Below are 21,281 nucleotides of genomic sequence, written 5' to 3' on the forward strand. Positions count from 1 at the left end.
TGGATAACCGCGGCTTCTCAGAGGTAATGGAACGAGTTCTTTGATTAAATCGTCGATCAGGCAGAAGACAGTAGTGATAAACTGTTCAACGGGCATGGCTGGTTTCCTCCTTTGTATCCACTGTTTTTAATAGCAGAAAAGTAGGTCAGTCATGCCTTTTTCAGGTCAGTTTAAAAGTCGAACATCGCGTACATTATACAGCGGGGTATCGCCAGAAACCTCAAACACCATCGGCGTCATGATATCGTTCACCAGCGCTGACTGATCCACCAGATCATGAAAAGAACGCTGGTCTTCAGGAGACAGTCCTTTATCCGTCATGGCGTTATAGAAATCGTCATCTCGAAGGGTCATATCCACTAACCCACTGCCAGCCTCACGGACAATGTCGGAAAATGACACAACACCTACCAGCTGACCCGCATTATTGACCACCGGCGCGCCGGAAATGCCTTTATCTGTGAGAAATAGGGCCAGTCGATCCACAGACCAGTCAGAGGGCACTGTGAGTACTTTCTGGCACATAATCTGGGCGGCGGTCATGGTATTTAAAGGGTTATCATTAGTCATGCTCCTGGCTCCCTGAGTCATTTTGTTTCGATCAGTATGACCATTGCGGACAACCACTATTTTGACTTAAGTCAACAACTCTCACGAACCACCATCAATCACTGAGCAGTTCATTGTTAGCGCTTTAAATCTGGAAACGTATTATTTTGTTTGCCCAGAATTCACCCTGCCACACCTGAGCAAAACCATCATATCCGACTCCCTCGGCCCACTCCCTGTAACTGCTCACTGTTTCAGGGAAATCGCATTCCGAAATATGTGATTCAACCATTACCTGCTCTGACTCTGACAACGACATCCACCGCTGTCGAACCTCCGCCATATAATCACGAATATAGGCATTCTTGTCATGCGTGTCTTTCAAAAACAGATCATAAAGAAACAATTGCCCTCCCGATTTGAGACAGGGTAACACACTCATCAGCAATTGCTGTTTATCGTCAGCGCTCAGGTGATGAACACAGTAACCGGCAACGATCACATCAAATTGATCATCACACTGCGTTAAGAAAGAGAGCATATCCCGGTGGTGCAACCGAACATCAACCGGCAAATCATCTTTTTCATTCAGGCGTTCCTTGAATATATTCAAGGCAAATTCTGTGATATCCACCCCCACATAATGACCCACAGATACACGGGGGGTTAATCGAAAGAAAAGATCGCCATCCCCGCACCCCAGCTCAAGCACTCTTAACTGCTTTAACGGAGGCGCCAGAGCCTGCTGTAAAAAAGACGCTATTTCTCGATGTCCCATATAATCTTCATTTAGTATTTTCTGATATAAGCGCCAGTGGTCCTGAAAGATATCATCCATTGCTATAGTCTGACCTAAGTGATAGAAAGCTCCACAGCATAGACAACGACTCAACAGGTAAGTTTCATGACTGCCTCTGGAACCCATAACAATGAAAACGCTGGTGCTTCTTGCCCACCCCGTGACCGACAGTTTCAACCACAGCATCTTCAACGTGGTCTGCGAACAACTGGCACTGAAAGGCCATGAGATCAAAACACTGGATCTGTATCTGGAAGATTTCGAAGCCAGAATGAGCGCCAGTGAACGTGCAAATTATATGAAGAAAGATAACACCGAAACGGTGGACAAGTACGTGAAGCAGCTGCAATGGGCGGAGGCGTTAATTATGGTTTACCCAACCTGGTGGATGGGGCCACCGGCCATTTTAAAGGGATGGTTTGATCGGGTCTGGTTGCCGTCAGTAGTTGCTGAATTTGGCCCGGAAGGCGTGAAACCCAAATTGACCAACATTAAAAAGATTCAAATCATCACCACCCAAGGTTCATCAAAGTGGCGAATGACACTGATCGGAAACCCTCCCCGGAAAATGATGAAACTCAGTTTAAAAGCGGTCACAAAATGCAGGGATATTGACTGGCTCGCTCTCTACCGAATGGACAAAATTTCCAAACCAGAGCTGAGCCAGTTTCTCGACAAAGTTCGAGAAAAAATCAAACGGTTTTAGTCGTTAGCTTTTAATCGTCAGCTTTTAATCATCAAGAACGGATAACTCAGGCATCGCTGGCGCCTGCTGATTGCGAAGCCAGAGTTTCGCCGCAGCATGTCGAGCCATATCCCGATAGATCATGGCAATCTGGGATTCCGGCTCAGAGACCACCGTTGGCGCGCCTTCATCCGCTTGTTCACGAATCATCATAGACAAAGGCAAAGAGCCGAGCAGATCCACACCGTACTGATCAGCTATACGGCTTCCGCCACCTTCACCAAACAGGTGCTCCGTATGACCGCAGCTGGAACAGATATGCACTGCCATATTTTCCACAACACCCAGTACCGGCACTTCTACTTTGCGGAACATTTCGACGCCTTTTTTGGCATCAATCAGCGCCAGATCCTGAGGTGTAGTCACCACGACACTGCCAGACACCGGAATCTTCTGAGCCAACGTTAACTGGATATCACCCGTACCCGGCGGCAGATCAATAACCAGATAATCCAGATCGTTCCAGACGGTCTGAGTCAATAGTTGGATCAAGGCACCACTCACCATTGGCCCTCGCCACACCACCGGCGTATCTTCTGTTACCAGAAACGCCATGGACATCACCTGAATACCGTGCGCCTCAATGGGAATAAAGAACTTCTCATTCTTCACTTCAGGGCGAGTACCATCAGCAATACCAAACATCTGCCCCATACTTGGGCCATAAATATCCGCATCCAGAATACCCACTCTTGCGCCTTCAGCAGAAAGCGCCAATGCCAGATTCGCCGCCGTGGTGGATTTACCAACGCCACCTTTGCCAGAGGCCACAGCAATGATGTTTTTCACCCCGGCCATGGTTTCCAGCTCACCCTGAACCGGTGCTGCATCAACCTGCCATTTGACAGACACATCGACCGATTGCACACCCTCAACGTCTTCTATCTTGCTGGACAACATGTGAGCAACGCCCTCACACAAGCCAGCAGCCGGATAACCCAAGGTGAACGCGACCTGAACCTTGCCGTCATCCAACACAAGAGAGCTCAGGCAGCCGGCATCCAGCAAATTATTTTTCAGGTAGGGATCCTGATAACTGCGAATCGCCGCTTCAATATCAGCACGATCAGGGTTCATGACAACACTCCAGATAATGGAAAAATCTGTTCAACTCAATATAGGCGGACAGTCCAAATTTCAAGGCGCTGCTGGCGGTTTCGCCATAGGAGTAGCGAATAAATGAAAAAATTTATGTCACCACCGTCTTGAGCAACACGTAATAATGAACTTTTGCTCGTACTTAACCACTAAAGTATGGCTGTTTAGTCAGCGACATCTAGATCACAAAATCTTCCATGGAATTTTAATAGTGATAACTTCAAGTCTTCCTCGGCGTAATATACCTGTCCCTTCACATCAGCATAATCTTCCAGCCAACTTGATCTTAGCGAGCATGACAGGTTATATCGCTGGGGCATCTGGGGTTTCGATCGGATTTTATCTGGGCATGCCGGTAACGGTAGTGATAGGATTTGGAGCCGCCAGCTTATTAGCAGGTGCCAAGGTAGGTTATTTTTTTGGACAAGCCTTGGAGGCCAGGCACACAAAAGAACAGAGCGAAGTTAATAAGAAAACTTCTATTAAGAACCACGGCATTCAGGTTGTTAGTGAAGGTTTCTGCAAATAAACACCTACTTCACGTAAAGAGCCAACCGGTGCTCAAAGTAGAGCCAGTGCCCGTTCCAAAACGATCAACCACAGCAACCCTTTACTGAAGAGAAAATACTGTGGCAATAGCATTTAGGGCGGAATACTAGCCAGACTAGCCAAATACTTTGAGCAAACGATCCCGGGCTGATTGCCCGTTGTCCGGATCAATGCCTTGAGACGCCATCACCCTGCGCTGTGTTTTTTGAGCAGCATCTTCCATTTGACGGGTGGCTTCTTGACTACGCCCGTCTTCTATTCCCTTCATGATGGACGCTTCCAGGTCTTCACCTTCAAGCACCCGGTTACAAAGAATTTCGTAGTTACGCTCAAACACCGGAAACGCCACTCGCTGCTCTTCACTGCGCAGCATCATCCAGCCCGTTTCCCGAGCGGCCAGATAGACGGCGATGTGTGACCAGTTATGTTCACGGGTTTGCTGAGGCGAATAACAAGCTTCGTAGTAAGCCTGTAGCGGTTCTTTCAGACCCACTTCATCATAACGCAGCTTACACAGCTCGCGGATATCGCTCAGATCGGGGAAAAACTTTGACGTATCCAGCGCTTTTCTGGCCGCCAATAAAATACGACGGGGGCTGAATTCTTGAAGGGAGTTTTTCCAGACCCGCTTGGCACGAATGACATCTTCGTGAGTCTGGAAGGCTCTTTTGAACTTGAGAGGGTACGCATCTTCCAACAATGTGAACATGGCATTAATGGCGTCCACATGGTCGGCACCAGAACGCCCTTGCTGACTGGAGCCAGTGGACTGCTGCTGAGCAGGCGCTGGTTCAGTCGTTGTCTTCGAACTGGAAGCCGTCGTCCCAACTGCGGTCTGTAAGCTTTTCTGCAGTTGATTGGCGAGATCTTTGCCCTGTTTCACTTTGGTTCCGTTTCCACTGGTAGATAACGTGGGATTTAAACTTGTTTTGCCAGGCTTTACGCGCCTCGCCGGTTTCGTGCCAGTACAGTTTAAAGTCGATCAGCTGTGTGGCAATAAAATCCAGAGGAATGCCCTGATGGGCTTGCAAAAATTCCAGAATTTCCCGGGCAGGCTCAAAATCTTCTGGCAACGGCTGCACCCGAGCCCCTTCCCTTTGCGCTGGCTTAGGCTCTTCCTGCCCAAAAATAGGGTGCTCGTCATGCACTTCAGATTGCTTATTCAGCATCCAGGTCGGCATGCCTGCATTCAGTTTTCTCTGATTTCTTCGATTTTCGTCAGTCATTTAATCAACAATACCTGCACTGCCGGTTGTGGTCTAGGGTTCTAACACACTACTACCGTTTTTTATTAACAGCTCTCTGATTACAGCGATAGTTTGCGGCCAAACTGAACCGCAGGCAATGAGTAAAGTACGTGAAAAAGGATAGCTTCTCCTACCCCTTTTTCATCCCCCGCTACGTTTTTCGATCATTCTACCAGTCATCGACTTTACAGATTAATGATAATTTCTTATGAAACTCATATTATTTAATCTAAAAAACACAAGGGACAGGGGACAATATTGCCAGCAGTTACAAAAGGGAATTCAAAGAAGAAGTAAGAATCAGCTCACCAATACCAGATGAACTCTGACGACATCATAACATCCCTGTTAATCAGCCTTCCAATGTCAGTCTGGTAGATACCCAATAAATTTATCAAGCGATGGAGTCTTTACTTGGTTGTCCGAATCAGGCACCAGAAGTGGATAACGCCGTAAAAGACCCGACAACCCATGCTGAACTTCAGCCATTCCCCGCTGATCTGACTTTTTGGCACTCTCAAGCTGTCGATATTCCTTTTCGAGCGGACCTTCTTTAGGCCAATATGTCGGTTGCCACGGAAATTTTGCGAATATAGCGTCCACTTTTTGCAACTCAGTTTCTGTGAGAGCAGGTATCAATGCTTTTTTCAAACTGTCCTGTGCAAACCAGGAGTAATTGCGATTATGAAAAAAACCTGAAACGGTCTGACCTAACTGAAAAGTACCCCCGTTCCTTCGCCCACTGACTGTTTCTTCATAAGATGGGCAACGATCAGGATCATTAAGTCGCTCAAACACGGCATCGAGATACCCTTTTAACTCTCCGGCGACCAGACCGGCTTTGTGTTGATATTCCTGCATCCTCTTGGCATATCTTGTTTTCTCAACCTGCTCATTTGTCGCTTTTTCCTGAAGTATAAGCGGTTTCTTTTGAGATAAAAGTCCTGCATGAATATCAATGGTTTTTTTATACTGCTCTATGCTCTGAGTACTTTTTTCCACTTTATGAATCAGTCCGTCCATGATAAACCGAACCCCTTCTTCAGTACGGGGTTTTAACCCTTGACCACGAAGCATGCCAACAAGCAGAGCACCACCGGCAAAACCTGTACACGCCCCAGCCACCAGAGGGTTTTCGACCATGACATATACCGTCCTTTCGATAATGGAGCCATCTTGATTACCCAAATGCTCTAACGATGAAGCCATATAATTCAGCCCTGCCGCACCGGCCGCAGAAAACCCGGCAACGGTCATAAAACTGTTCCCCCATCTCCGTTCCGTGCCACTCTCAGGGTTATATTTATAGTGAAATCGTTGTAAAGCATTCCCTTCCGGCTTGACACCAACTCCGCCAGAATCAACCGATTGACCAGAAAACACATGCTGATTTGCTTGCACCTGCATAATTAAACACCTTCTCAAATATAAATAACCGTTCTGTAGAATATGACCCCAAGCCTCTTGAATAGTTTCATATTGCAATTGCCGAAGCGTTTCCCCCAATGGGTTTTCTGCCAGACTCCCTGTATAATGCTGATTTTGTTTTATTGACCATCAAGACAACCGAATGAGCCAACGTAAAATACTCGTCACCAGTGCCCTGCCCTACGCCAACGGCCCATTGCACATGGGGCACCTGGTAGAATACATCCAGACCGACATTTGGGTTCGCTTCCAGAAACTGTCTGGCAATAAGTGCACCTATGTGTGCGCGGACGACGCCCACGGCACCGCCATCAGCCTGCACGCCGAAAAGCAGGGCATTACCCCGGAAGAATCCGTGGCGCGCATTAACGTGGAACGGGTAAAAGACTTCGGTGAATTTCATGTGGAATTTGATAACTATCACTCCACCCACTCCGAAGAGAACCGCCAGCTCTCCGAATCCATCTATCTCGCCCTAAAAGAAAAAGGGCATATTGCCAGCCGCAACATCGTGCAAGCCTACGACCCGGAAAAAAACATGTTCCTGGCCGATCGCTACATCAAAGGCGAATGCCCAAAGTGTGGTGCAAAAGATCAGTACGGTGATAACTGTGAAGCCTGTGGTGCCACCTATTCTCCGGCAGAATTGAAAAACGCCCGTTCAGCTATCTCCGGTGCGACACCTATCGAGAAAGAAAGTGAACACTTCTTCTTCAAACTTTCTGATTTCGATGGCTTCCTGAAAGAGTGGACCCGCTCCGGCACCATCTCTGATGAGATTGCCAACAAACTGGCCGAGTGGCTGGACACCGGTTTGCAGGATTGGGATATCTCCCGTGACGCACCTTATTTCGGCTTTGAAATTCCTGGTGAGCCGGGTAAATATTTCTATGTTTGGCTGGATGCGCCAATCGGCTACATGGCGGCCTTTGAAAACCTGTGCGCCCGTCGTGACGATCTGGATTTTGATGATTACTGGAAAAAAGACAGCCAGTGCGAAGTGCATCATTTCATTGGTAAAGACATTGTGAACTTCCACTGTCTGTTCTGGCCAGCCATGCTGCACGGCGCCAACTACCGCACGCCAACCCGCGTCAACGTTCACGGTTATCTGACCGTCAACGGCGAAAAGATGTCCAAATCCCGCGGCACCTTTATCACTGCCCGCACTTATCTGGAACATCTGGATCCGGAATACCTGCGTTATTACTACGCGGCAAAATTGTCCAGCCGTATTGATGACCTTGATCTGAACACCGACGATTTCATTCAGCGGGTGAACTCGGATCTGGTGGGCAAAGTGGTCAATATTGCCAGCCGTAACGCCGGTTTTATTAAGAAGCGTTTCGACAGCACGCTGTCTGCAACGGATATTGCGCCAGCACTGACTGCAGAATTTCAGGCAGCGGCTAGCCGTATTTCTGATTGCTACGAAGGCCGTGATTTTGGCAAAGCCATGCGCGAGATCATGGCGCTGGCGGACAAAGCCAATGCCTGGATTGACGAAGTGAAGCCTTGGGTCGTTGCCAAACAAGAAGGTAAAGATCAGGAGTTGCACGACATCTGCAGCACAGGTATCAATCTGTTTCGCCTACTGATGATCTACCTGAAGCCTGTTCTGCCTGCAATGGCGGAAAAAGCAGAAGCCTTCCTGAATGTTGAGCCATTAACCTGGCAGGACAGTCAGCACATTCTGACCGATCACGGAGTGAATAACTTCACACCTCTGATGACTCGGGTAGAATCCGATAAAGTGGCCGCCATGATCGAAGCCAGCAAGGAGGTTCTCGCCAAAATGAGCGAAGCAGCAAAAGAAACAGAAAAAGAAGCCGCCTCCTCCTCTCAGTGGCTGGAAAAAGAGCCCGTTGCCGATGAAATCACCTTTGATGATTTTGCCAAAGTGGATCTGCGCATTGCCAAAATCGTCAACGCTGAACACGTAGAAGGCGCTGGCAAACTATTGCGTCTGACGCTGGATATCGGTGAAGACAAACCACGGAATGTGTTTGCCGGTATCAAGTCCGCTTACGCACCAGAAGCGCTGGTTGGCAAACATACGGTAATGGTCGCCAACCTGGCACCGCGTAAAATGAAATTTGGTGTCAGCGAAGGCATGGTTCTGGCTGCCGGACCTGGTGGTAAAGAGCTGTGGATTCTTGAACCCCACGAAGGCGCTCAACCTGGCATGCGTGTGATGTAATCTTTTTATCACGCAAAAAAGCCCCGCAGTGTCGGGGCTTTTTTATTTAAACAGATTCAACTTCTTCCTGAGTCAGATAACGCCACTCACCGGCGGCTAATTGCGCATCCAGTTCAATCTCACCGATCTGCTCACGGTGCAACCCGACCACTTTATTACCCGCCGCCGCAAACATCCGTTTTACCTGATGGTATTTTCCTTCTGTAATGGTCAACAACACTTCACTAGCAGAAATCATTTCCAGAACGGCAGGCTTTGTGGGTACTTTCTCTGCTTTTAACGCCACACCTTTGGCAAACCATTCCACCATCTCGGTCACCTTATCTTCAGGAATAGGGTCTGCCAGCCAGACACGGTAACGCTTTTCACAGGCTTTTACCGGCGAGGTTAACCGGTGGGACCACTGACCATCATCGGTGATCAATACCAAACCTGTTGTGTCCGCATCCAAACGACCGGCAATGTGCAGCGAATACGCCTTAGGAATATCCAGCAAAGAGAGAACGGACGGATACACTTCATCCACATTGGAGCAAAGTGTATCCATGGGTTTGTTCAGCATAATATAACGAATACCACGTACACTGACTGGCTCATCCAGCAAGCGCACATCACAACCATCCGGCACTTTAAACGCTGGATTCTTAATCACAACGCCATCACAGGTGACTTCACTGCGATGCAGACATTTCTTGGCATCAGCGCGGGAGAGTTCGGTGCTTTCGCAGAGGTATTTATCGAGACGCATGGCTTAAACCGGAGAAATCGGGGCATCATAATCCCACAGACATTTAATGTCACTCTTACAAGTTAGAGATCACGCTGAACTTAGGCATATCATAAAGGTCTAAGGGAAGTGGAATTGACGAAAATACCAGCACACGTCATTCTCGCGATGGCGGGAAACCACCACGACAGTGGATCTCCGCCTTCGCGGAGATGACGCCGGTATAATCGTCCCTTCCAGTTCCCTAAGGGCGATCTCCTCCCCCAACCTGAATAAAAAATATAAGATATCTCTATGTGCTACCCATTACGCCGCTGCGCAACATCACCCACATTCAGAAGGTCAGAGCAAAAACCTGACCAAGTCTCAGATAAAAAGCCCACAAGAAATAAGGAGTCGATCAAGCATCGTAAAATACAACCTGCTGCACAACAAAATCACTTCAAAAATTATCAATTATTAACCTCAAATTATGATTGCACTATCGATTTATTACGGAAAGGCGACCTTGATGAGATTCTCGCAAACAACAATCGATATGCATTCACTCTTCTTTTAAGTGCGATGAATAATAGCGACAAGGTTACTTTTGAAAAAATACTATCCAAAAGATCTGACTTGCTCACCTTAGAAGATGACAAAGGTAATCTATTATTAAATATTGCTACCAGGCCAGATTCAACAATATTTCTTCAGATAATGCTTAATCAATTAGTTCCTGAGTTGAATAGAGAGAAAATATTACTCAACGGTATCCCATCAATCAGGTATCCTTTACCTTCCTCAAGTGGAAAAGCGAAATCACATTACGAAGCACTATTAGCGAAATCCATTCTTGAACTACCTGAAAACATAAAATTGATCCGGGATATTTCAAAAACACTTGTTAATAAAATAAATGACATGAGTAATGATGAATGGCAAACATACGTCAAATATCATCAAGCCGCGCAGGAGCAACTCAATTTCCCCACCAGCAAGTTATTTGATATCACATCAAAAGAAACGTTCGCTACACAACTGCTAAAAGTTGCAAGCTCACAGGAAAATCATATTATTGATTTACTAAGTGCAATCTACCGCATATCTTCAATAGTGCTAGAAAAAAATAATCCTTGTGATACTGACCGGATCTACGAAATTTATAGCAAATTTAACCATATAGGCAGAAATCACACAGTAAATGAACAGTGGTGGAAGCCAGAAAGCCACGTATCAGAACATCGACTCCAGCCTTTAACACAGATTGGCTATTCAAAAATCCAAAGCGACTTAATGCAAAATCTAAATCCTTTAAAAATGCGTTCAGCCTATTATCATGCTCAGCCTTCCACCAATACAGATAATCAGAAGCACTCTCTAGCTTTGAAAAACAAGCTATCAGGCATGCCATATATTGCTGGTACAGCAGGTATTTCAAACTGTTTCTATACGACTTATATTCTATTAAACATCCCGTTTGAATCGGAAGAAGGGCAGCGTTTAGTTCATATTGTGTCTGCGGCCCAAGTAGCCACTGGAAGTCAGACGTTTCAGGAAGGGTTTGAAGGATTTGCCATTACCCATGCGTACTTTACCTGCGCTGGTAAAGTTTATAACGATTTCAAAAATGGTAAGGGTGCTTTCACACCCTTACCCCAGCATACACCAGCAAATGAGCCCCATGGTTAAACCCAGGAACTCTGCTTTTTGTCGCGCTTCAACATCGGCAAAATCAAACCTAACAGAACACCCAATAATACGGTGCCGCCACCAAACAGATACCAACGCAGACTGTCGTCTTTCATCAACTGCTGATTTTCCGCTTCCACCAACTGAACCTGGTTCTTCAGATTCTCATTTTCTTCCACTAACTGTTGATTACGACGATCGATGGCCAGAGGATCGGCTGTAATTTCCTGCAGATGTTTCATCTCACCCTGTTGTTGCTCCAAACGGTTTTCGGTTTTGCCCAACTCACTGGACACTTCCTGCAACTGGTTATCACTTTCTGCCAACCGCTGTTCAAGCTTACGGTTTTTGTCTGTCAGTGTTTTATTTTGCGCCTGAAGCACAGGCACCTGACGAAACGCCGGTGGGTTATTCATCAAATACTGAGAGGGAATATACCCTTCCGTCTCGCCATTACGGACTTTGGTATAACCATTACCGGAATCTTCTTCCAGTAATTCCAACGCCGTTCCGGTTCGAATACCCCGGTGAATAATCCGATACTCATTGCCCGGACCAACCCGCATGGGCACATAGGTAATATCCGTCACGTATCGCGTTTCTGCAGCCGCCTGCCCAAACCATAATACACCGCAGAGAATAGCCAGCCATCGCTTTTGCATTGTCAAAGGAACCACTACTACTTGTTGAATCAGATAGAATAAATCGGAATCAGGGTAACACTTTCTTGAAAGGTTTCACCGTCACCTGACGATAAACACCGGCATCAATATAAGGGTCAATATCCGCCCAGGCCTGAGCCGCTTCCAAGCTGGCAAACTCTGCCACAATAAGACTGCCCGTAAAGCCTGCTTCGCCCGGATCGTTACTGTCAACCGCCGGACAAGGGCCCGCCAGAATCAAACGACCATCGTCTTTCAATTGCTGCAATCTGTCCAGATGCGCTGCTCTTACTGTCATGCGCAGTGGCAAACTGTTCTCCACATCTTCACTGATGATGGCATAAAGCATTTACTTCTCCTCAGGCTGAATATGCTTGGAAATAAGCAGGAATTGACCAATAACGAACAGGAACGTCAGAATCAGGCTACCGAACACTTTGAAATCCACCCAGATATTGTGGAAGGTGAACGCCACAAACAGGTTTGCTGCACCCAGCAGAAGAAAGAAAACCACCCAGCTGATGTTCATTTTCAGCCAGATATCTTTTGGCAGCGTTAAGGCATGGCCCATCATCCGTTCCAGCAGGGTTTTCTCACCAATAAATTGACTGCCCAGAAACGCCACCGCAAAAATCCAGTTAACAATGGGTGCTTTCCATTTCAGAAAAGCTTCGTCATGAAAAATCAGCGTCATACTGCCAAACAATACCACCGCCACCAGCGTGACAATATGGGCCTTTTCCAGCGTCCGGTTTTTCAGGAACAGACTGCCGTAGATAATGACTGACGTCACCATCAGCACCAGTGTTGCGCTGAAGGGGCCGCCCAGTTCAAACGCATTAGCCCCCACTTCCACCGTCCGTGGGTCCATTTTGTACACAACAAAAAACAGTATCAGGGGAATAAAATCGATTAGTTGCTTCATATTTTATCTATCAGGTTACAATGGCAGTGATGCAATCTTTGCAAACGTACATAATAAACTAATTGAATGACAGGGTATGACACAAATTTGATTTCTATTGATTTACACAGTCACACCACAGCCTCCGATGGGACACTTGATCCAATCGAGCTCTGTAACAGAGCACTGGAGCGCAACGTGAATGTACTGGCCATCACCGACCACGACACCGTGGCAGCGCACCATTTTCTGCAAAAACACTGGCAGAATGATGACCTTCAGCTGATCTCCGGTATTGAGCTGTCCACCACATGGTCTGGTGCTGAAATCCATATTGTCGGTTTGAACTTCCCACTGGATCACCCGGATCTGCCCATGGTGATTAATGCCCAGGGCGAATCTCGCCGGCAGCGTTCCCACCACATTGCCGAACGTCTTGCCCGCCGATTGCCGGACTGGGAAGCTGACGCCATTTTTGAACAAGTACTGGACATCGCCATTGCCAAACAGCGGTGCAGTGAACACGGTTTTGAATTAACGCCAGACGATATTCAAATTGGCCGGCCACACTTTGCCCGCTGGCTGATCAATCAAGATTATGTGAACAATATGGACAGCGCGTTCCGTAAATATCTGGACAACAGCAAGATAGGCAATCTCAAAGCCTTCTGGCCAAGAATGAGCCAAGCTGTGGCATGGATTCGCGTTCTTGGCGGTACGGCAGTTCTGGCGCACCCGGGCAAGTATCGTATGACTGCCACCAAGCTCCGTGCATTGATCAAAGACTTTAAACTGGCCGGCGGCCACGCCATGGAAGTGCAGGGTTCCAATCACCCACAAAGTCAGATTGACCAGATTGCCCGATATTGTCAGGACTTTGAACTGCTCGCCTCCCAGGGCAGTGATTTTCACACGCCAGACTACCCCTGGGTAGATATTGGCAGACTCCCGCCAAAACTGCCCAACGGGTTAGAGCCTGTCTGGTCGCAATGGCTAGGAGGCTGACCGGGAATAGCGCCCGTAGCGAGAGCAAATTGATTGCTCGCAGTAGGGCAGTCTATTCTCGGCCAGCCTCCTCAACCACTCCTTTTATTCCCGTCAGCTTCGGTGCTATGATGCGCCAGATTCTGCGCCTTCATGATATAAACGATCATTGATTGGAGGCTCTTTTTATCATCACCCTGCATCCGTCTGAGCGGTGGCCGACAAACCACTCTTCAAACTTGAGCAGAGTGAACCCATGCAGTGCTGTCGATTACCATGAGCCAGTTCTTCCAGATTCATCCGGAAAACCCACAGGCCCGACTGATTCGTCAGGCGGTAGACATTGTTCGCAATGGTGGCGTCATTGTTTACCCGACAGACTCCGGTTATGCCCTTGGCTGCCTGATTGGCGATAAAAAAGCCGTTGACCGTATACGCGCCATTCGTCGTCTGGATGAAAAGCACAACTTCACTCTGGTTTGCCGGGATTTATCGGAACTGGCAAATTTTGCCCAAGTGAATAATACCCAGTACCGAATGATCAAAAACCATACCCCCGGGCCCTATACCTTTATCCTGAAAGGTTCGAGAGAAGTCCCGCGTCGGTTGATGCACCCCAAACGAAAGACCATCGGCATCAGAGTTCCTGATTGCATCATCGCCCAGCATCTGCTGGAAGAACTGAACGAACCCATGCTCAGCTCCACCCTGCAACTACCCGGCGATGAATTTCCAATGATGGATCCTTATGAGATTCGTGATGTTCTGGAAACGCAGCTGGACCTGATTATTGACGGCGGTTATTGCGGAACAGAGCCGACAACCGTGGTCAGTTTGATGGAAGACGCTCCCGAAATACTCAGAACCGGTAAAGGTGACGTCTCCACGTTTCAATAGCAACTCTGATGGGCGATGTACCGGAAGTGCTTCAGGTCGGGAAAAGTGATTCATCCACTTTTCAATAACCCACTAGAATTAGTGAAGAGCCTAACTTATCTATATAAATTTAAGGGCTCTTCCATAGGGAGCCTGCTCATTTCAGTCTACATATAACTGCCGGCATCAAAAATACCCTTTTGGCCAATTTGAACCTTTCCTATTTTTTATTGCCTTAAAGAGTACATAAGTACCATCAACACAAGGCATATAACCAATAACCGTGGACAGCCTGACGATAAATAGGTCTGAATGTGTTTCAGGTTGGAATACATTATTCCAGTATTTTTCAGATAGGATTTAAGTCACAGATCATTTTTCCAGCATATTCACAGGTAAGGCACTTTTACCACAGCAAAAACTGTCGTAACCTCTGCAGTTCAGGATGAATTCGGGAGAACCCCTTGAGCGCTGTAGATCCTCAGTCGCGCGTATTATCAGGCATGCGGCCAACCGGTCGGTTACACCTTGGACATTATCACGGTGTATTAAAAAACTGGCTGGCATTACAACACGAATATGACTGCTTCTTTTTTGTTGCCGACTGGCACGCCCTGACCACCCATTACGAAGACCCACACCATCTGCAGCAGCACATGGTGGATATGGTGATTGACTGGCTGGCGGTTGGCGTGAACCCGGGTTCTTCTACAATTTTCATTCAATCCCGCGTACCAGAACATGCCGAGTTGCACCTGCTGCTTTCCATGATGACGCCGCTTTCCTGGCTGGAACGGGTGCCTACCTATAAAGATCAACAGGAAAAGCTACGGGAAAAAGATTTATCCACCTATGGTTTTCTGGGTTACCCATTACTGCAAAGTGCGGACATCCTCGCCTATCGTGCTGGTAATGTACCCGTTGGCGCAGATCAAGAGTCTCATGTAGAAATGACTCGGGAAGTGGCCCGCCGCTTCAACCATCTCTATGGCCGTGAACCCGGCTTTGAAGAACAGGCAGAGATGGCCATTAAAAAGATGGGGAGAAAGCAGGGCGATCTATACCGCAAACTGCGCAAAACCTATCTGGAAACAGGCGATGATGACGCCCTGGATACGGCAAAGGCTCTGTTGCGGGAGCAAAACAACATTACCCTCGGAGATCAGGAGCGACTGTTCGGCTATCTGGAAGGTACCGGAAAAGTAATCCTGCCAGAGCCTTTGGCTTTGATAACACCTCAGGCAAAAATGCCCGGTCTTGACGGGCAAAAGATGTCCAAATCTTACAACAACACCATTGCACTTCGGGAAAGCCCGGACGATGTTGATGCGAAAATCCGAAAAATGCCCACGGATCCGGCGCGCATTCGTCGCAATGACCCCGGCAATCCACTGAAATGTCCGGTGTGGCATTTCCACACGATCTATTCTGATGAACAGCGTCAGAACTGGGTTCAGGAAGGCTGCACCAGCGCGTCCATTGGCTGCCTTGATTGCAAAAAAACCGTGGTAGAAGCCATACAGGCAGAGCTTGAGCCGATTCGCATCGAAGCCCTTGAACTGGAAAATAATCAGGATGTGGTGAAAAGCATTATCACGGAAGGCTGCGAAAAAGCCCGTGATGAAGCTCAGGACACGTTAAAAGAAGTGCGGGATGTGATGGGGCTGAACTATCGTTAAACGCCTTTCTCTTTTCTGCAGCATAGAGGCGTATTCCGTCATCCGTCATCCGTCAAAGCAAACACTGATCGGCTCTTAAGGAGAACGGAAAACGCCACCCTCACGGAAACCCCTCTCTGGACAGAAATCCAGCCAACAGGCATGATGGAACTGAACACCAAATAAACCATCCAAGTTGTCACACCCGAAAAAGGTAAACCGCCCATGACCACGACGGAAGCCGTGGCCGATCAGCAGGATCATGCAGCAACTCCGCCAGACGTATCGGACGTTGCCATTGAAAAGGTAGAGCGCTCACCGGCCAAAGTGCTGGGGCAGCCCTTTACCAAACTGCCCGATGATCTCTACATTCCACCGGATGCTCTGGAAGTATTCCTTGAGGCGTTTGAAGGCCCCTTGGACCTGCTGCTTTATCTGATCAAGCGCAACAATATGGATATTCTTGATATCCAGGTAGCGCAGATTACCAAACAATATATGGATTACGTCGAGCTGATGGAGAGCAGCCAGTTTGAACTGGCAGCGGAATATCTGGTGATGGCGGCAACTCTGGCGGAAATCAAATCCCGCATGCTGCTACCCCGTTCTGCAGAAGCGGAAGAAGAAGAGGACGACCCACGGGCTGAACTGGTTAGGCGCCTGCAGGAATACGAACGCTTTAAAACCGCCGCTGAAAACATCGATGAACTGCCACGCCTTGGGCGTGATAACCATCTGACCCGAGTTCAACCGCCAGAACTGGAACGAACACAGACCCACCCCGATGTGGATCTGCAGGAGATTCTGGTGGCGCTCAGTGAAGTCATGCGCCGGGCAGACATGTTTGAACACCACCATGTTACCGAAGAAGCGCTGTCCGTTCGTGAACGAATGAGCGAAGTGCTGGCCATGCTGTCATCGGAACGCTTCACCCCTTTTGTGGCGCTTTACCGGGTCAGCGAAGGCAGGCTCGGGGTTGTGGTGACGTTTATGGCCATTATGGAACTGATCAAAGAATCCTTGATCGAATTGGTACAAAGCGAACCTTTTGGTCCTATCCACGTTAAGGCACGGATCGAATAACCGGATACTGACTATGAGCGAAAAACCTGAACTCTCCCTGATTCTGGAAGCAGCCATCATCGCCAGCGGCAAACCATTGAACATTGATCAGCTGGCTGCACTGTTTCCGGAAGAAGAACGCCCCGATGGTAATGCAATCCGCGAAGCACTGGTGAAAGTATCCGAAGCCTGTGAAGGCAGAGCTTTTGAACTGAAGCAAGTCGCCTCCGGTTTTCGATTTCAGGTGCGCCAGTCCATGACCCAATGGATTGGTGGTTTATGGGAAGAAAAACCGCAACGATATACCCGGGCGCTTCTGGAAACACTGGCATTGATCGCCTATCGCCAGCCCATTACCCGGGGTGAAATTGAAGACATCCGTGGCGTTAGCGTCAGCAGTAACATCATCCGCACTCTGCAGGAACGGGAGTGGGTACGAGTGGTTGGTCACCGGGATGTGCCCGGACGCCCGGCAATGTTTGCCACCACCCGTCACTTTCTGGATTACTTCAATCTGACCAACCTGAATGAGCTGCCACCCCTTTCAGAAATTCGTGACTTGGAAGAAATTGCAAAATCCCTCAATTTTGATATTCCTGAAGAGATAGCCGAAGCCATGGCTGCAGGTAACCTGGAACAGCCAGAAGAAGAGATCAAAGAAGAAGACGTCAAAGAAGAGCCTGCACGTTCTGCACAAGATTTGTTTGATGAGCTGGACGCAATGGAAGCGGATCTACCCACAGGCTTTGATGACCTGATTAAAAAGCAGAAGGTCACTGTCGTTGACGTCAGCAACGAGTCAGGCGTGATATCAGAAACACTGGATGAAAGTGAAGTAACACCAGACTCTGTCAATATAGAGGTATCAAAACCCACCACTCTTACCGATGATGAAAGCCCAACCACACCCACAGAAGAACCTGATGAAACGGTTCACTGATCGTTAACATTTCTATTTTTCAATGGTTAGCGATACTATTTCGGGCGTCATGTTTTCTTGACGCTCGAGACATCAGACTAAATTTAACTCGCAGGTAAAAGCATGATTGATCATGTGACCATCGCCGTCAGTGATGTAGAGCTCAGCCGGAAATTTTATGAGACGGCGTTTCGCCCATTGGGCTATAAGCTCTCATTTGGGGAGAAAGGAGTCATGTGGGCCTTTGACCTTGGAAAGGGATTCTTATTTGAAATCCGCAGGTCTCAGACAAAAGAGAAATTGACCAGCGTTCATGTGGCTTTTCGTACAGAAAGCCAGTTAACGGTTCAAGCGTTTTATCAAGCAGCACTGGATGCTGGAGCAAAAGACAATGGCGCTCCAGGCCCTCGTCCTCACTATACAGAAAACTACTACGCTTGTTTTGTTCATGACCCCGATGGACATAATATTGAAGCGGTCTTTGACACATGGAAATCCTGACGCTCCAAACATCCGACGATCAGCGCTAGATGCGCTGCCGCTGAGCTTGACGACAGAGTCTGAATGACTGCAATTAATCCAATTCAAAATACACCTCGCTGCTGTGTCGATGATTATTCTCACAGCAGGTATATCTCCACTTTAACTTTTGACAAAGCTGCTCGACAAGATTCAACCCTAAACCAAAACCGTACCCGCTTTCTGTACCAGAACCTTTACCGACTCCCTCACAGTCATTGTGAACCTGAACCCCCGCCATCAACACACGAATATCGATATTACCCGACTGAGTGTACTGAAATGCATTTCTAATCAGGTTAGATAGGACGATTTGAAAAGGCATTTCAGGAATATCGATAAACTCAGGAATCACGTCAATATGAAGAGTCACAGGCTTACCCTGAAGCAGATAGCGATTTTCTTCAACGACACTGTCAACCAAATCCATCGGTACAATTTTCACCTTTGACGGCATCTCGTCTCCACGACGACTCAGCCATAAGATGGTTTCAATCAGGCTTTTCATCTTACGATTGGCACGAACCAACCGCTCCAGTGCATTACTGGCTGTGTTGTTAGTCTGTCTGCCAATCAGAATATCAAGCACCTCCAGATTTCCAGAGATGACAGCCACCGGTGTTCTTAATTCATGACTGGCATTTTTCAGAAACTGTCGTTCATTTACCAACACTGCTTCCAAACGGATAAAGGCACTTTGCAACTGATGCGTCACTAATGAAATTTCACGGAATGCAAAGCTGGGCGGCGCCTCTTTCATGGTATCGAGGTTTAACCCTCCCGCCCAATCCGCCATTTCCTCTATGGGTGCGCTGATCCTTCGAATGATATAGAAAGAGAGTAATGCAATAATAAGAATTGAGATGCCACCTAAATACAAAACGGTATCAGATTGCTGATCAACAAAGACACTGTCAATGTGATCATAGACTCCGGCACTTGAGGCATAAACGACATACAACCACTGATTATCATCAAGCTGGTAAGGGAAAAAAGAGATCAGATCACATTCGCCACCACATAAAGGATCAAGATCTCCTTCAGAAATACCTTCTGGGTAGTCTTCAACACCAAACTCCGGCACATCTTCCAATAAAAGCCGTCGATGCTGATAGTCAGCCGGTGGAAATAGTTTGCGCAGTGCCAATGGAATGTCATCGATAGAGCGATAACTTTTCAGCCCACCAAAGGCCGGAGGAGCCAGATCTTTTTGCCCAGCCTGATACAGTGTTTTGTATTCTTGGGCAACCAACTCTGGATAGACCTGATGAGACGCATCAGCGCCCTCAAAATAAAAGTTCACACTGGTGAATGTATAAAATACCACCAGCAATAGGTTTGCTCCTATCAGCGTCCTAGCAAGAAAGGATTTAAGACTGGTCTCTTTCACTGCCTTCCCCATATATGACAACACCATATCCCGATACCGTATGAATAAGCGGATGAGAGAACGGCTTATCAATCTTTTGCCTGAGGCGGTAAAGGTGAACTTTCAAAGCATCACTGTCAGGACTATCACCCTGCCAGATTACCTGTTCCAGCTTGCTTTTCTCGACCACATCCGGTGCATTTTTCATCAGCGTTTCCAGCAATGACCAGCAGGTTGGGGAAAGAGAAATCGAGCAACCTTCACGTGTCACCGTTCGAGTATCGAGATCCATAACCAGATTCCCTACAGTTAGCCGGCGAGCACGGTTGGTTTTTCTTCCGGCCAATGCTTTCAACCTTGCCGCCAATTCTTTCAGGGCAAAAGGTTTGACCAGGTAATCGTCCGCACCGGTTTCAAACCCTTTGAGCTTGTCGTCAAGGGTATCCATTGCCGTCAACATCAAGATGGGTGTCGACATACCGTTCCGGCGTAGCTTCCGACACACCTCAAAACCATCCATCCCGGGCATATTAATATCCAACACCAAGACATCGTGTTTGCCTTCTATCGCTATGTTGTAACCTGCGGTGCCATTGGTGGCCAGATCACACTGAATTCCTTCCAGCTCAAGATAATCGATCACTGTACAGGCCAGGTCCCTATCATCTTCTATCAGCAGTACTTCAATTGACATGACCCTATCCCTGCCTATTATCCGATAACGATTTAACACTGCAGACTATAACAAGAGACAGGTAACAGCGTGGTAAAAGAGAGAAAAAAGCAGTGACATGCTTCTCAATTTATAGCGCCTTTCAGAGAATTATTATTGACGTCTTTCTGTTCAGTTGGTCATTGATGTTATGCTTTCCCGTGGAAAATCTGAACAGATAATCCATCATGGCTACGAGAAAAAGTACTCGTGGCTATCAGAGACAATTCACCCATAAAAAAGGATGTAGAGAGTGGAATATTTCATCAGCGCACTTAAACAGTACGCCACATTTGAAGGCAGAGCCCGTAGAAAGGAATATTGGATGTACTTCCTGTTCTACATAATTTTCTTCTTTGTTGTAACCATCATCGATAGCGTAATAGGCACAGCCATCCTGAGCCTGATTTACTCTTTGGGCATGGTCATCCCAAGCATCAGTATTGCAGCCAGACGACTTCACGATACCGATCGTTCCGGATGGTGGCAGTTGATTCTGTTTGTTCCATTGATCGGAACTATTGTTATGCTGGTTTTTCTGGTTCAAGACAGCAAAGCCGATAACGAATACGGCCCAAACCCGAAGACTGTTGCCGTTTAATG

Annotated in this window: 23 protein-coding genes; 11 read left to right on the forward strand and 12 right to left on the reverse strand. The window is 47.6% G+C overall.

Translation table 11 applies throughout. The annotated features are described in order from the left end of the window. Positions 1-165 precede the first annotated feature (165 nt). Together AKL11_RS17795 and AKL11_RS17800 are read right to left on the reverse strand one after the other, a co-directional pair. Positions 166-570: a CBS domain-containing protein gene (locus AKL11_RS17795; protein WP_067520015.1), complete on the reverse strand. Its 405-nt coding sequence runs from the start codon at positions 568-570 to the stop codon at positions 166-168. Between the two features lie 124 nt (positions 571-694). Next, on the reverse strand, positions 695-1,387 hold the full coding sequence (locus tag AKL11_RS17800; RefSeq protein ID WP_067520020.1) for a class I SAM-dependent methyltransferase: 693 nt from the start codon (positions 1,385-1,387) through the stop codon (positions 695-697). Between the two features lie 91 nt (positions 1,388-1,478). Between AKL11_RS17800 and AKL11_RS17805 the strand changes: the two genes are divergently transcribed. Then, positions 1,479-2,054, forward strand: a complete 576-nt coding sequence (locus AKL11_RS17805) for an NAD(P)H-dependent oxidoreductase (RefSeq protein WP_067520021.1) — start codon at positions 1,479-1,481, stop codon at positions 2,052-2,054. A gap of 24 nt (positions 2,055-2,078) precedes the next feature. Here AKL11_RS17805 and apbC read toward each other — a convergent pair whose 3' ends face one another. Further along, entirely contained in the window at positions 2,079-3,170 is a 1,092-nt protein-coding gene (apbC, locus tag AKL11_RS17810; RefSeq protein ID WP_067520022.1) for an iron-sulfur cluster carrier protein ApbC, read from the reverse strand. A 316-nt stretch (positions 3,171-3,486) separates the two neighbouring features. On the opposite strand from apbC, the gene AKL11_RS17815 reads away from it, so the two are divergent. Next, positions 3,487-3,720, forward strand: a complete 234-nt coding sequence (locus tag AKL11_RS17815) for a hypothetical protein (protein ID WP_067520023.1) — start codon at positions 3,487-3,489, stop codon at positions 3,718-3,720. A 135-nt stretch (positions 3,721-3,855) separates the two neighbouring features. On the opposite strand, the gene AKL11_RS17820 is transcribed toward AKL11_RS17815, so the two are convergent. From AKL11_RS17820 to AKL11_RS17830, 3 genes are all read right to left on the reverse strand, one after another. Next, positions 3,856-4,623, reverse strand: a complete 768-nt coding sequence (locus AKL11_RS17820) for a replication protein P (RefSeq protein ID WP_157794289.1) — start codon at positions 4,621-4,623, stop codon at positions 3,856-3,858. Then, the gene (locus AKL11_RS17825) at positions 4,532-4,966 is read right to left on the reverse strand and encodes a DnaT-like ssDNA-binding domain-containing protein (RefSeq protein ID WP_067520027.1); all 435 of its coding nucleotides are present in this window, start codon (positions 4,964-4,966) and stop codon (positions 4,532-4,534) included. Before AKL11_RS17825 ends, AKL11_RS17820 begins: the two co-directional genes overlap by 92 nt. Before the next feature lie 387 nt (positions 4,967-5,353). Continuing rightward, the gene (locus AKL11_RS17830) at positions 5,354-6,394 is read right to left on the reverse strand and encodes a hypothetical protein (RefSeq protein WP_067520029.1); all 1,041 of its coding nucleotides are present in this window, start codon (positions 6,392-6,394) and stop codon (positions 5,354-5,356) included. 163 nt (positions 6,395-6,557) lie between these two features. Between AKL11_RS17830 and metG the strand changes: the two genes are divergently transcribed. Then, a complete protein-coding gene (metG, locus tag AKL11_RS17835; protein ID WP_067520035.1) occupies positions 6,558-8,615 on the forward strand; it encodes a methionine--tRNA ligase in 2,058 nt (685 codons plus the stop codon). Between the two features lie 46 nt (positions 8,616-8,661). Here the strand turns inward: metG and rsuA are convergent, their stop codons facing one another. Further along, a complete protein-coding gene (rsuA, locus tag AKL11_RS17840) occupies positions 8,662-9,363 on the reverse strand; it encodes a 16S rRNA pseudouridine(516) synthase RsuA (protein ID WP_067520036.1) in 702 nt (233 codons plus the stop codon). Positions 9,364-9,636: 273 nt separating this feature from the next. Between rsuA and AKL11_RS17845 the strand changes: the two genes are divergently transcribed. Further along, the gene (locus AKL11_RS17845) at positions 9,637-11,013 is read left to right on the forward strand and encodes a hypothetical protein (RefSeq protein WP_067520037.1); all 1,377 of its coding nucleotides are present in this window, start codon (positions 9,637-9,639) and stop codon (positions 11,011-11,013) included. Here the strand turns inward: AKL11_RS17845 and AKL11_RS17850 are convergent. Genes AKL11_RS17850 through AKL11_RS17860 form a run of 3 tightly spaced genes read right to left on the reverse strand, consistent with a single transcriptional unit; the run spans position 11,010 to position 12,600 of the window. After that, positions 11,010-11,675, reverse strand: a complete 666-nt coding sequence (locus AKL11_RS17850; protein ID WP_067520042.1) for a TIGR04211 family SH3 domain-containing protein — start codon at positions 11,673-11,675, stop codon at positions 11,010-11,012. The genes AKL11_RS17845 and AKL11_RS17850 overlap by 4 nt on opposite strands. Positions 11,676-11,724: 49 nt before the next feature. Continuing rightward, positions 11,725-12,024, reverse strand: coding sequence for a YciI family protein (locus tag AKL11_RS17855; RefSeq protein WP_067520043.1), 300 nt, complete (start codon positions 12,022-12,024; stop codon positions 11,725-11,727). Continuing rightward, complete coding sequence (locus tag AKL11_RS17860) at positions 12,025-12,600, reverse strand: septation protein A (RefSeq protein WP_067520044.1); 576 nt, start codon at positions 12,598-12,600, stop codon at positions 12,025-12,027. A 66-nt stretch (positions 12,601-12,666) separates the two neighbouring features. On the opposite strand from AKL11_RS17860, the gene AKL11_RS17865 reads away from it, so the two are divergent. The 6 genes from AKL11_RS17865 (at position 12,667) to AKL11_RS17890 (ending at position 18,579) form a co-directional block, all read left to right on the forward strand. Next, on the forward strand, positions 12,667-13,584 hold the full coding sequence (locus AKL11_RS17865; protein WP_067520045.1) for a PHP domain-containing protein: 918 nt from the start codon (positions 12,667-12,669) through the stop codon (positions 13,582-13,584). 255 nt (positions 13,585-13,839) lie between these two features. Then, positions 13,840-14,460: an L-threonylcarbamoyladenylate synthase gene (locus AKL11_RS17870; RefSeq protein ID WP_067520046.1), complete on the forward strand. Its 621-nt coding sequence runs from the start codon at positions 13,840-13,842 to the stop codon at positions 14,458-14,460. Between the two features lie 443 nt (positions 14,461-14,903). Further along, positions 14,904-16,118 carry a tryptophan--tRNA ligase gene (locus tag AKL11_RS17875; RefSeq protein WP_095210492.1) on the forward strand — a complete coding sequence of 405 codons (1,215 nt, stop codon included), beginning with the start codon at positions 14,904-14,906 and terminating at the stop codon, positions 16,116-16,118. Positions 16,119-16,322: 204 nt separating this feature from the next. Further along, positions 16,323-17,180 carry a segregation and condensation protein A gene (locus tag AKL11_RS17880; protein ID WP_095210493.1) on the forward strand — a complete coding sequence of 286 codons (858 nt, stop codon included), beginning with the start codon at positions 16,323-16,325 and terminating at the stop codon, positions 17,178-17,180. Positions 17,181-17,193: 13 nt separating this feature from the next. Then, positions 17,194-18,099 (forward strand): SMC-Scp complex subunit ScpB, encoded by a 906-nt coding sequence (scpB, locus tag AKL11_RS17885; RefSeq protein ID WP_067520048.1) that lies wholly within the window; start codon positions 17,194-17,196, stop codon positions 18,097-18,099. A gap of 102 nt (positions 18,100-18,201) precedes the next feature. Continuing rightward, the gene (locus tag AKL11_RS17890) at positions 18,202-18,579 is read left to right on the forward strand and encodes a VOC family protein (protein ID WP_067520050.1); all 378 of its coding nucleotides are present in this window, start codon (positions 18,202-18,204) and stop codon (positions 18,577-18,579) included. Positions 18,580-18,652: 73 nt separating this feature from the next. On the opposite strand, the gene AKL11_RS17895 is transcribed toward AKL11_RS17890, so the two are convergent. Beyond that, positions 18,653-20,014, reverse strand: a complete 1,362-nt coding sequence (locus AKL11_RS17895) for a sensor histidine kinase (RefSeq protein ID WP_095210494.1) — start codon at positions 20,012-20,014, stop codon at positions 18,653-18,655. Beyond that, complete coding sequence (locus AKL11_RS17900) at positions 19,968-20,660, reverse strand: response regulator transcription factor (protein WP_067520053.1); 693 nt, start codon at positions 20,658-20,660, stop codon at positions 19,968-19,970. Before AKL11_RS17900 ends, AKL11_RS17895 begins: the two co-directional genes overlap by 47 nt. A 271-nt stretch (positions 20,661-20,931) precedes the next feature. On the opposite strand from AKL11_RS17900, the gene AKL11_RS17905 reads away from it, so the two are divergent. Continuing rightward, on the forward strand, positions 20,932-21,279 hold the full coding sequence (locus AKL11_RS17905) for a DUF805 domain-containing protein (protein WP_067520058.1): 348 nt from the start codon (positions 20,932-20,934) through the stop codon (positions 21,277-21,279). Positions 21,280-21,281 lie beyond the last annotated feature (2 nt).

This window comes from Endozoicomonas ascidiicola (genome assembly GCF_001646945.1).
GTDB classification, from domain to species: domain Bacteria; phylum Pseudomonadota; class Gammaproteobacteria; order Pseudomonadales; family Endozoicomonadaceae; genus Endozoicomonas; species Endozoicomonas ascidiicola.

What these genes read in the sequence shown, in the direction of transcription:
- AKL11_RS17795 (WP_067520015.1), bottom strand. Translation starts at nt 570, where the DNA reads ATGACTAATGATAACCCTTTAAATACCATGACCGCCGCCCAGATTATG.
- AKL11_RS17800 (WP_067520020.1), bottom strand. Translation starts at nt 1,387, where the DNA reads ATGGATGATATCTTTCAGGACCACTGGCGCTTATATCAGAAAATACTA.
- AKL11_RS17805 (WP_067520021.1), top strand. Translation starts at nt 1,479, where the DNA reads ATGAAAACGCTGGTGCTTCTTGCCCACCCCGTGACCGACAGTTTCAAC.
- apbC (WP_067520022.1), bottom strand. Translation starts at nt 3,170, where the DNA reads ATGAACCCTGATCGTGCTGATATTGAAGCGGCGATTCGCAGTTATCAG.
- AKL11_RS17815 (WP_067520023.1), top strand. Translation starts at nt 3,487, where the DNA reads ATGACAGGTTATATCGCTGGGGCATCTGGGGTTTCGATCGGATTTTAT.
- AKL11_RS17825 (WP_067520027.1), bottom strand. Translation starts at nt 4,966, where the DNA reads ATGACTGACGAAAATCGAAGAAATCAGAGAAAACTGAATGCAGGCATG.
- AKL11_RS17830 (WP_067520029.1), bottom strand. Translation starts at nt 6,394, where the DNA reads ATGCAGGTGCAAGCAAATCAGCATGTGTTTTCTGGTCAATCGGTTGAT.
- metG (WP_067520035.1), top strand. Translation starts at nt 6,558, where the DNA reads ATGAGCCAACGTAAAATACTCGTCACCAGTGCCCTGCCCTACGCCAAC.
- rsuA (WP_067520036.1), bottom strand. Translation starts at nt 9,363, where the DNA reads ATGCGTCTCGATAAATACCTCTGCGAAAGCACCGAACTCTCCCGCGCT.
- AKL11_RS17845 (WP_067520037.1), top strand. Translation starts at nt 9,637, where the DNA reads ATGTGCTACCCATTACGCCGCTGCGCAACATCACCCACATTCAGAAGG.
- AKL11_RS17850 (WP_067520042.1), bottom strand. Translation starts at nt 11,675, where the DNA reads ATGCAAAAGCGATGGCTGGCTATTCTCTGCGGTGTATTATGGTTTGGG.
- AKL11_RS17855 (WP_067520043.1), bottom strand. Translation starts at nt 12,024, where the DNA reads ATGCTTTATGCCATCATCAGTGAAGATGTGGAGAACAGTTTGCCACTG.
- AKL11_RS17860 (WP_067520044.1), bottom strand. Translation starts at nt 12,600, where the DNA reads ATGAAGCAACTAATCGATTTTATTCCCCTGATACTGTTTTTTGTTGTG.
- AKL11_RS17865 (WP_067520045.1), top strand. Translation starts at nt 12,667, where the DNA reads ATGACAGGGTATGACACAAATTTGATTTCTATTGATTTACACAGTCAC.
- AKL11_RS17870 (WP_067520046.1), top strand. Translation starts at nt 13,840, where the DNA reads ATGAGCCAGTTCTTCCAGATTCATCCGGAAAACCCACAGGCCCGACTG.
- AKL11_RS17880 (WP_095210493.1), top strand. Translation starts at nt 16,323, where the DNA reads ATGACCACGACGGAAGCCGTGGCCGATCAGCAGGATCATGCAGCAACT.
- scpB (WP_067520048.1), top strand. Translation starts at nt 17,194, where the DNA reads ATGAGCGAAAAACCTGAACTCTCCCTGATTCTGGAAGCAGCCATCATC.
- AKL11_RS17890 (WP_067520050.1), top strand. Translation starts at nt 18,202, where the DNA reads ATGATTGATCATGTGACCATCGCCGTCAGTGATGTAGAGCTCAGCCGG.
- AKL11_RS17895 (WP_095210494.1), bottom strand. Translation starts at nt 20,014, where the DNA reads ATGGTGTTGTCATATATGGGGAAGGCAGTGAAAGAGACCAGTCTTAAA.
- AKL11_RS17900 (WP_067520053.1), bottom strand. Translation starts at nt 20,660, where the DNA reads ATGTCAATTGAAGTACTGCTGATAGAAGATGATAGGGACCTGGCCTGT.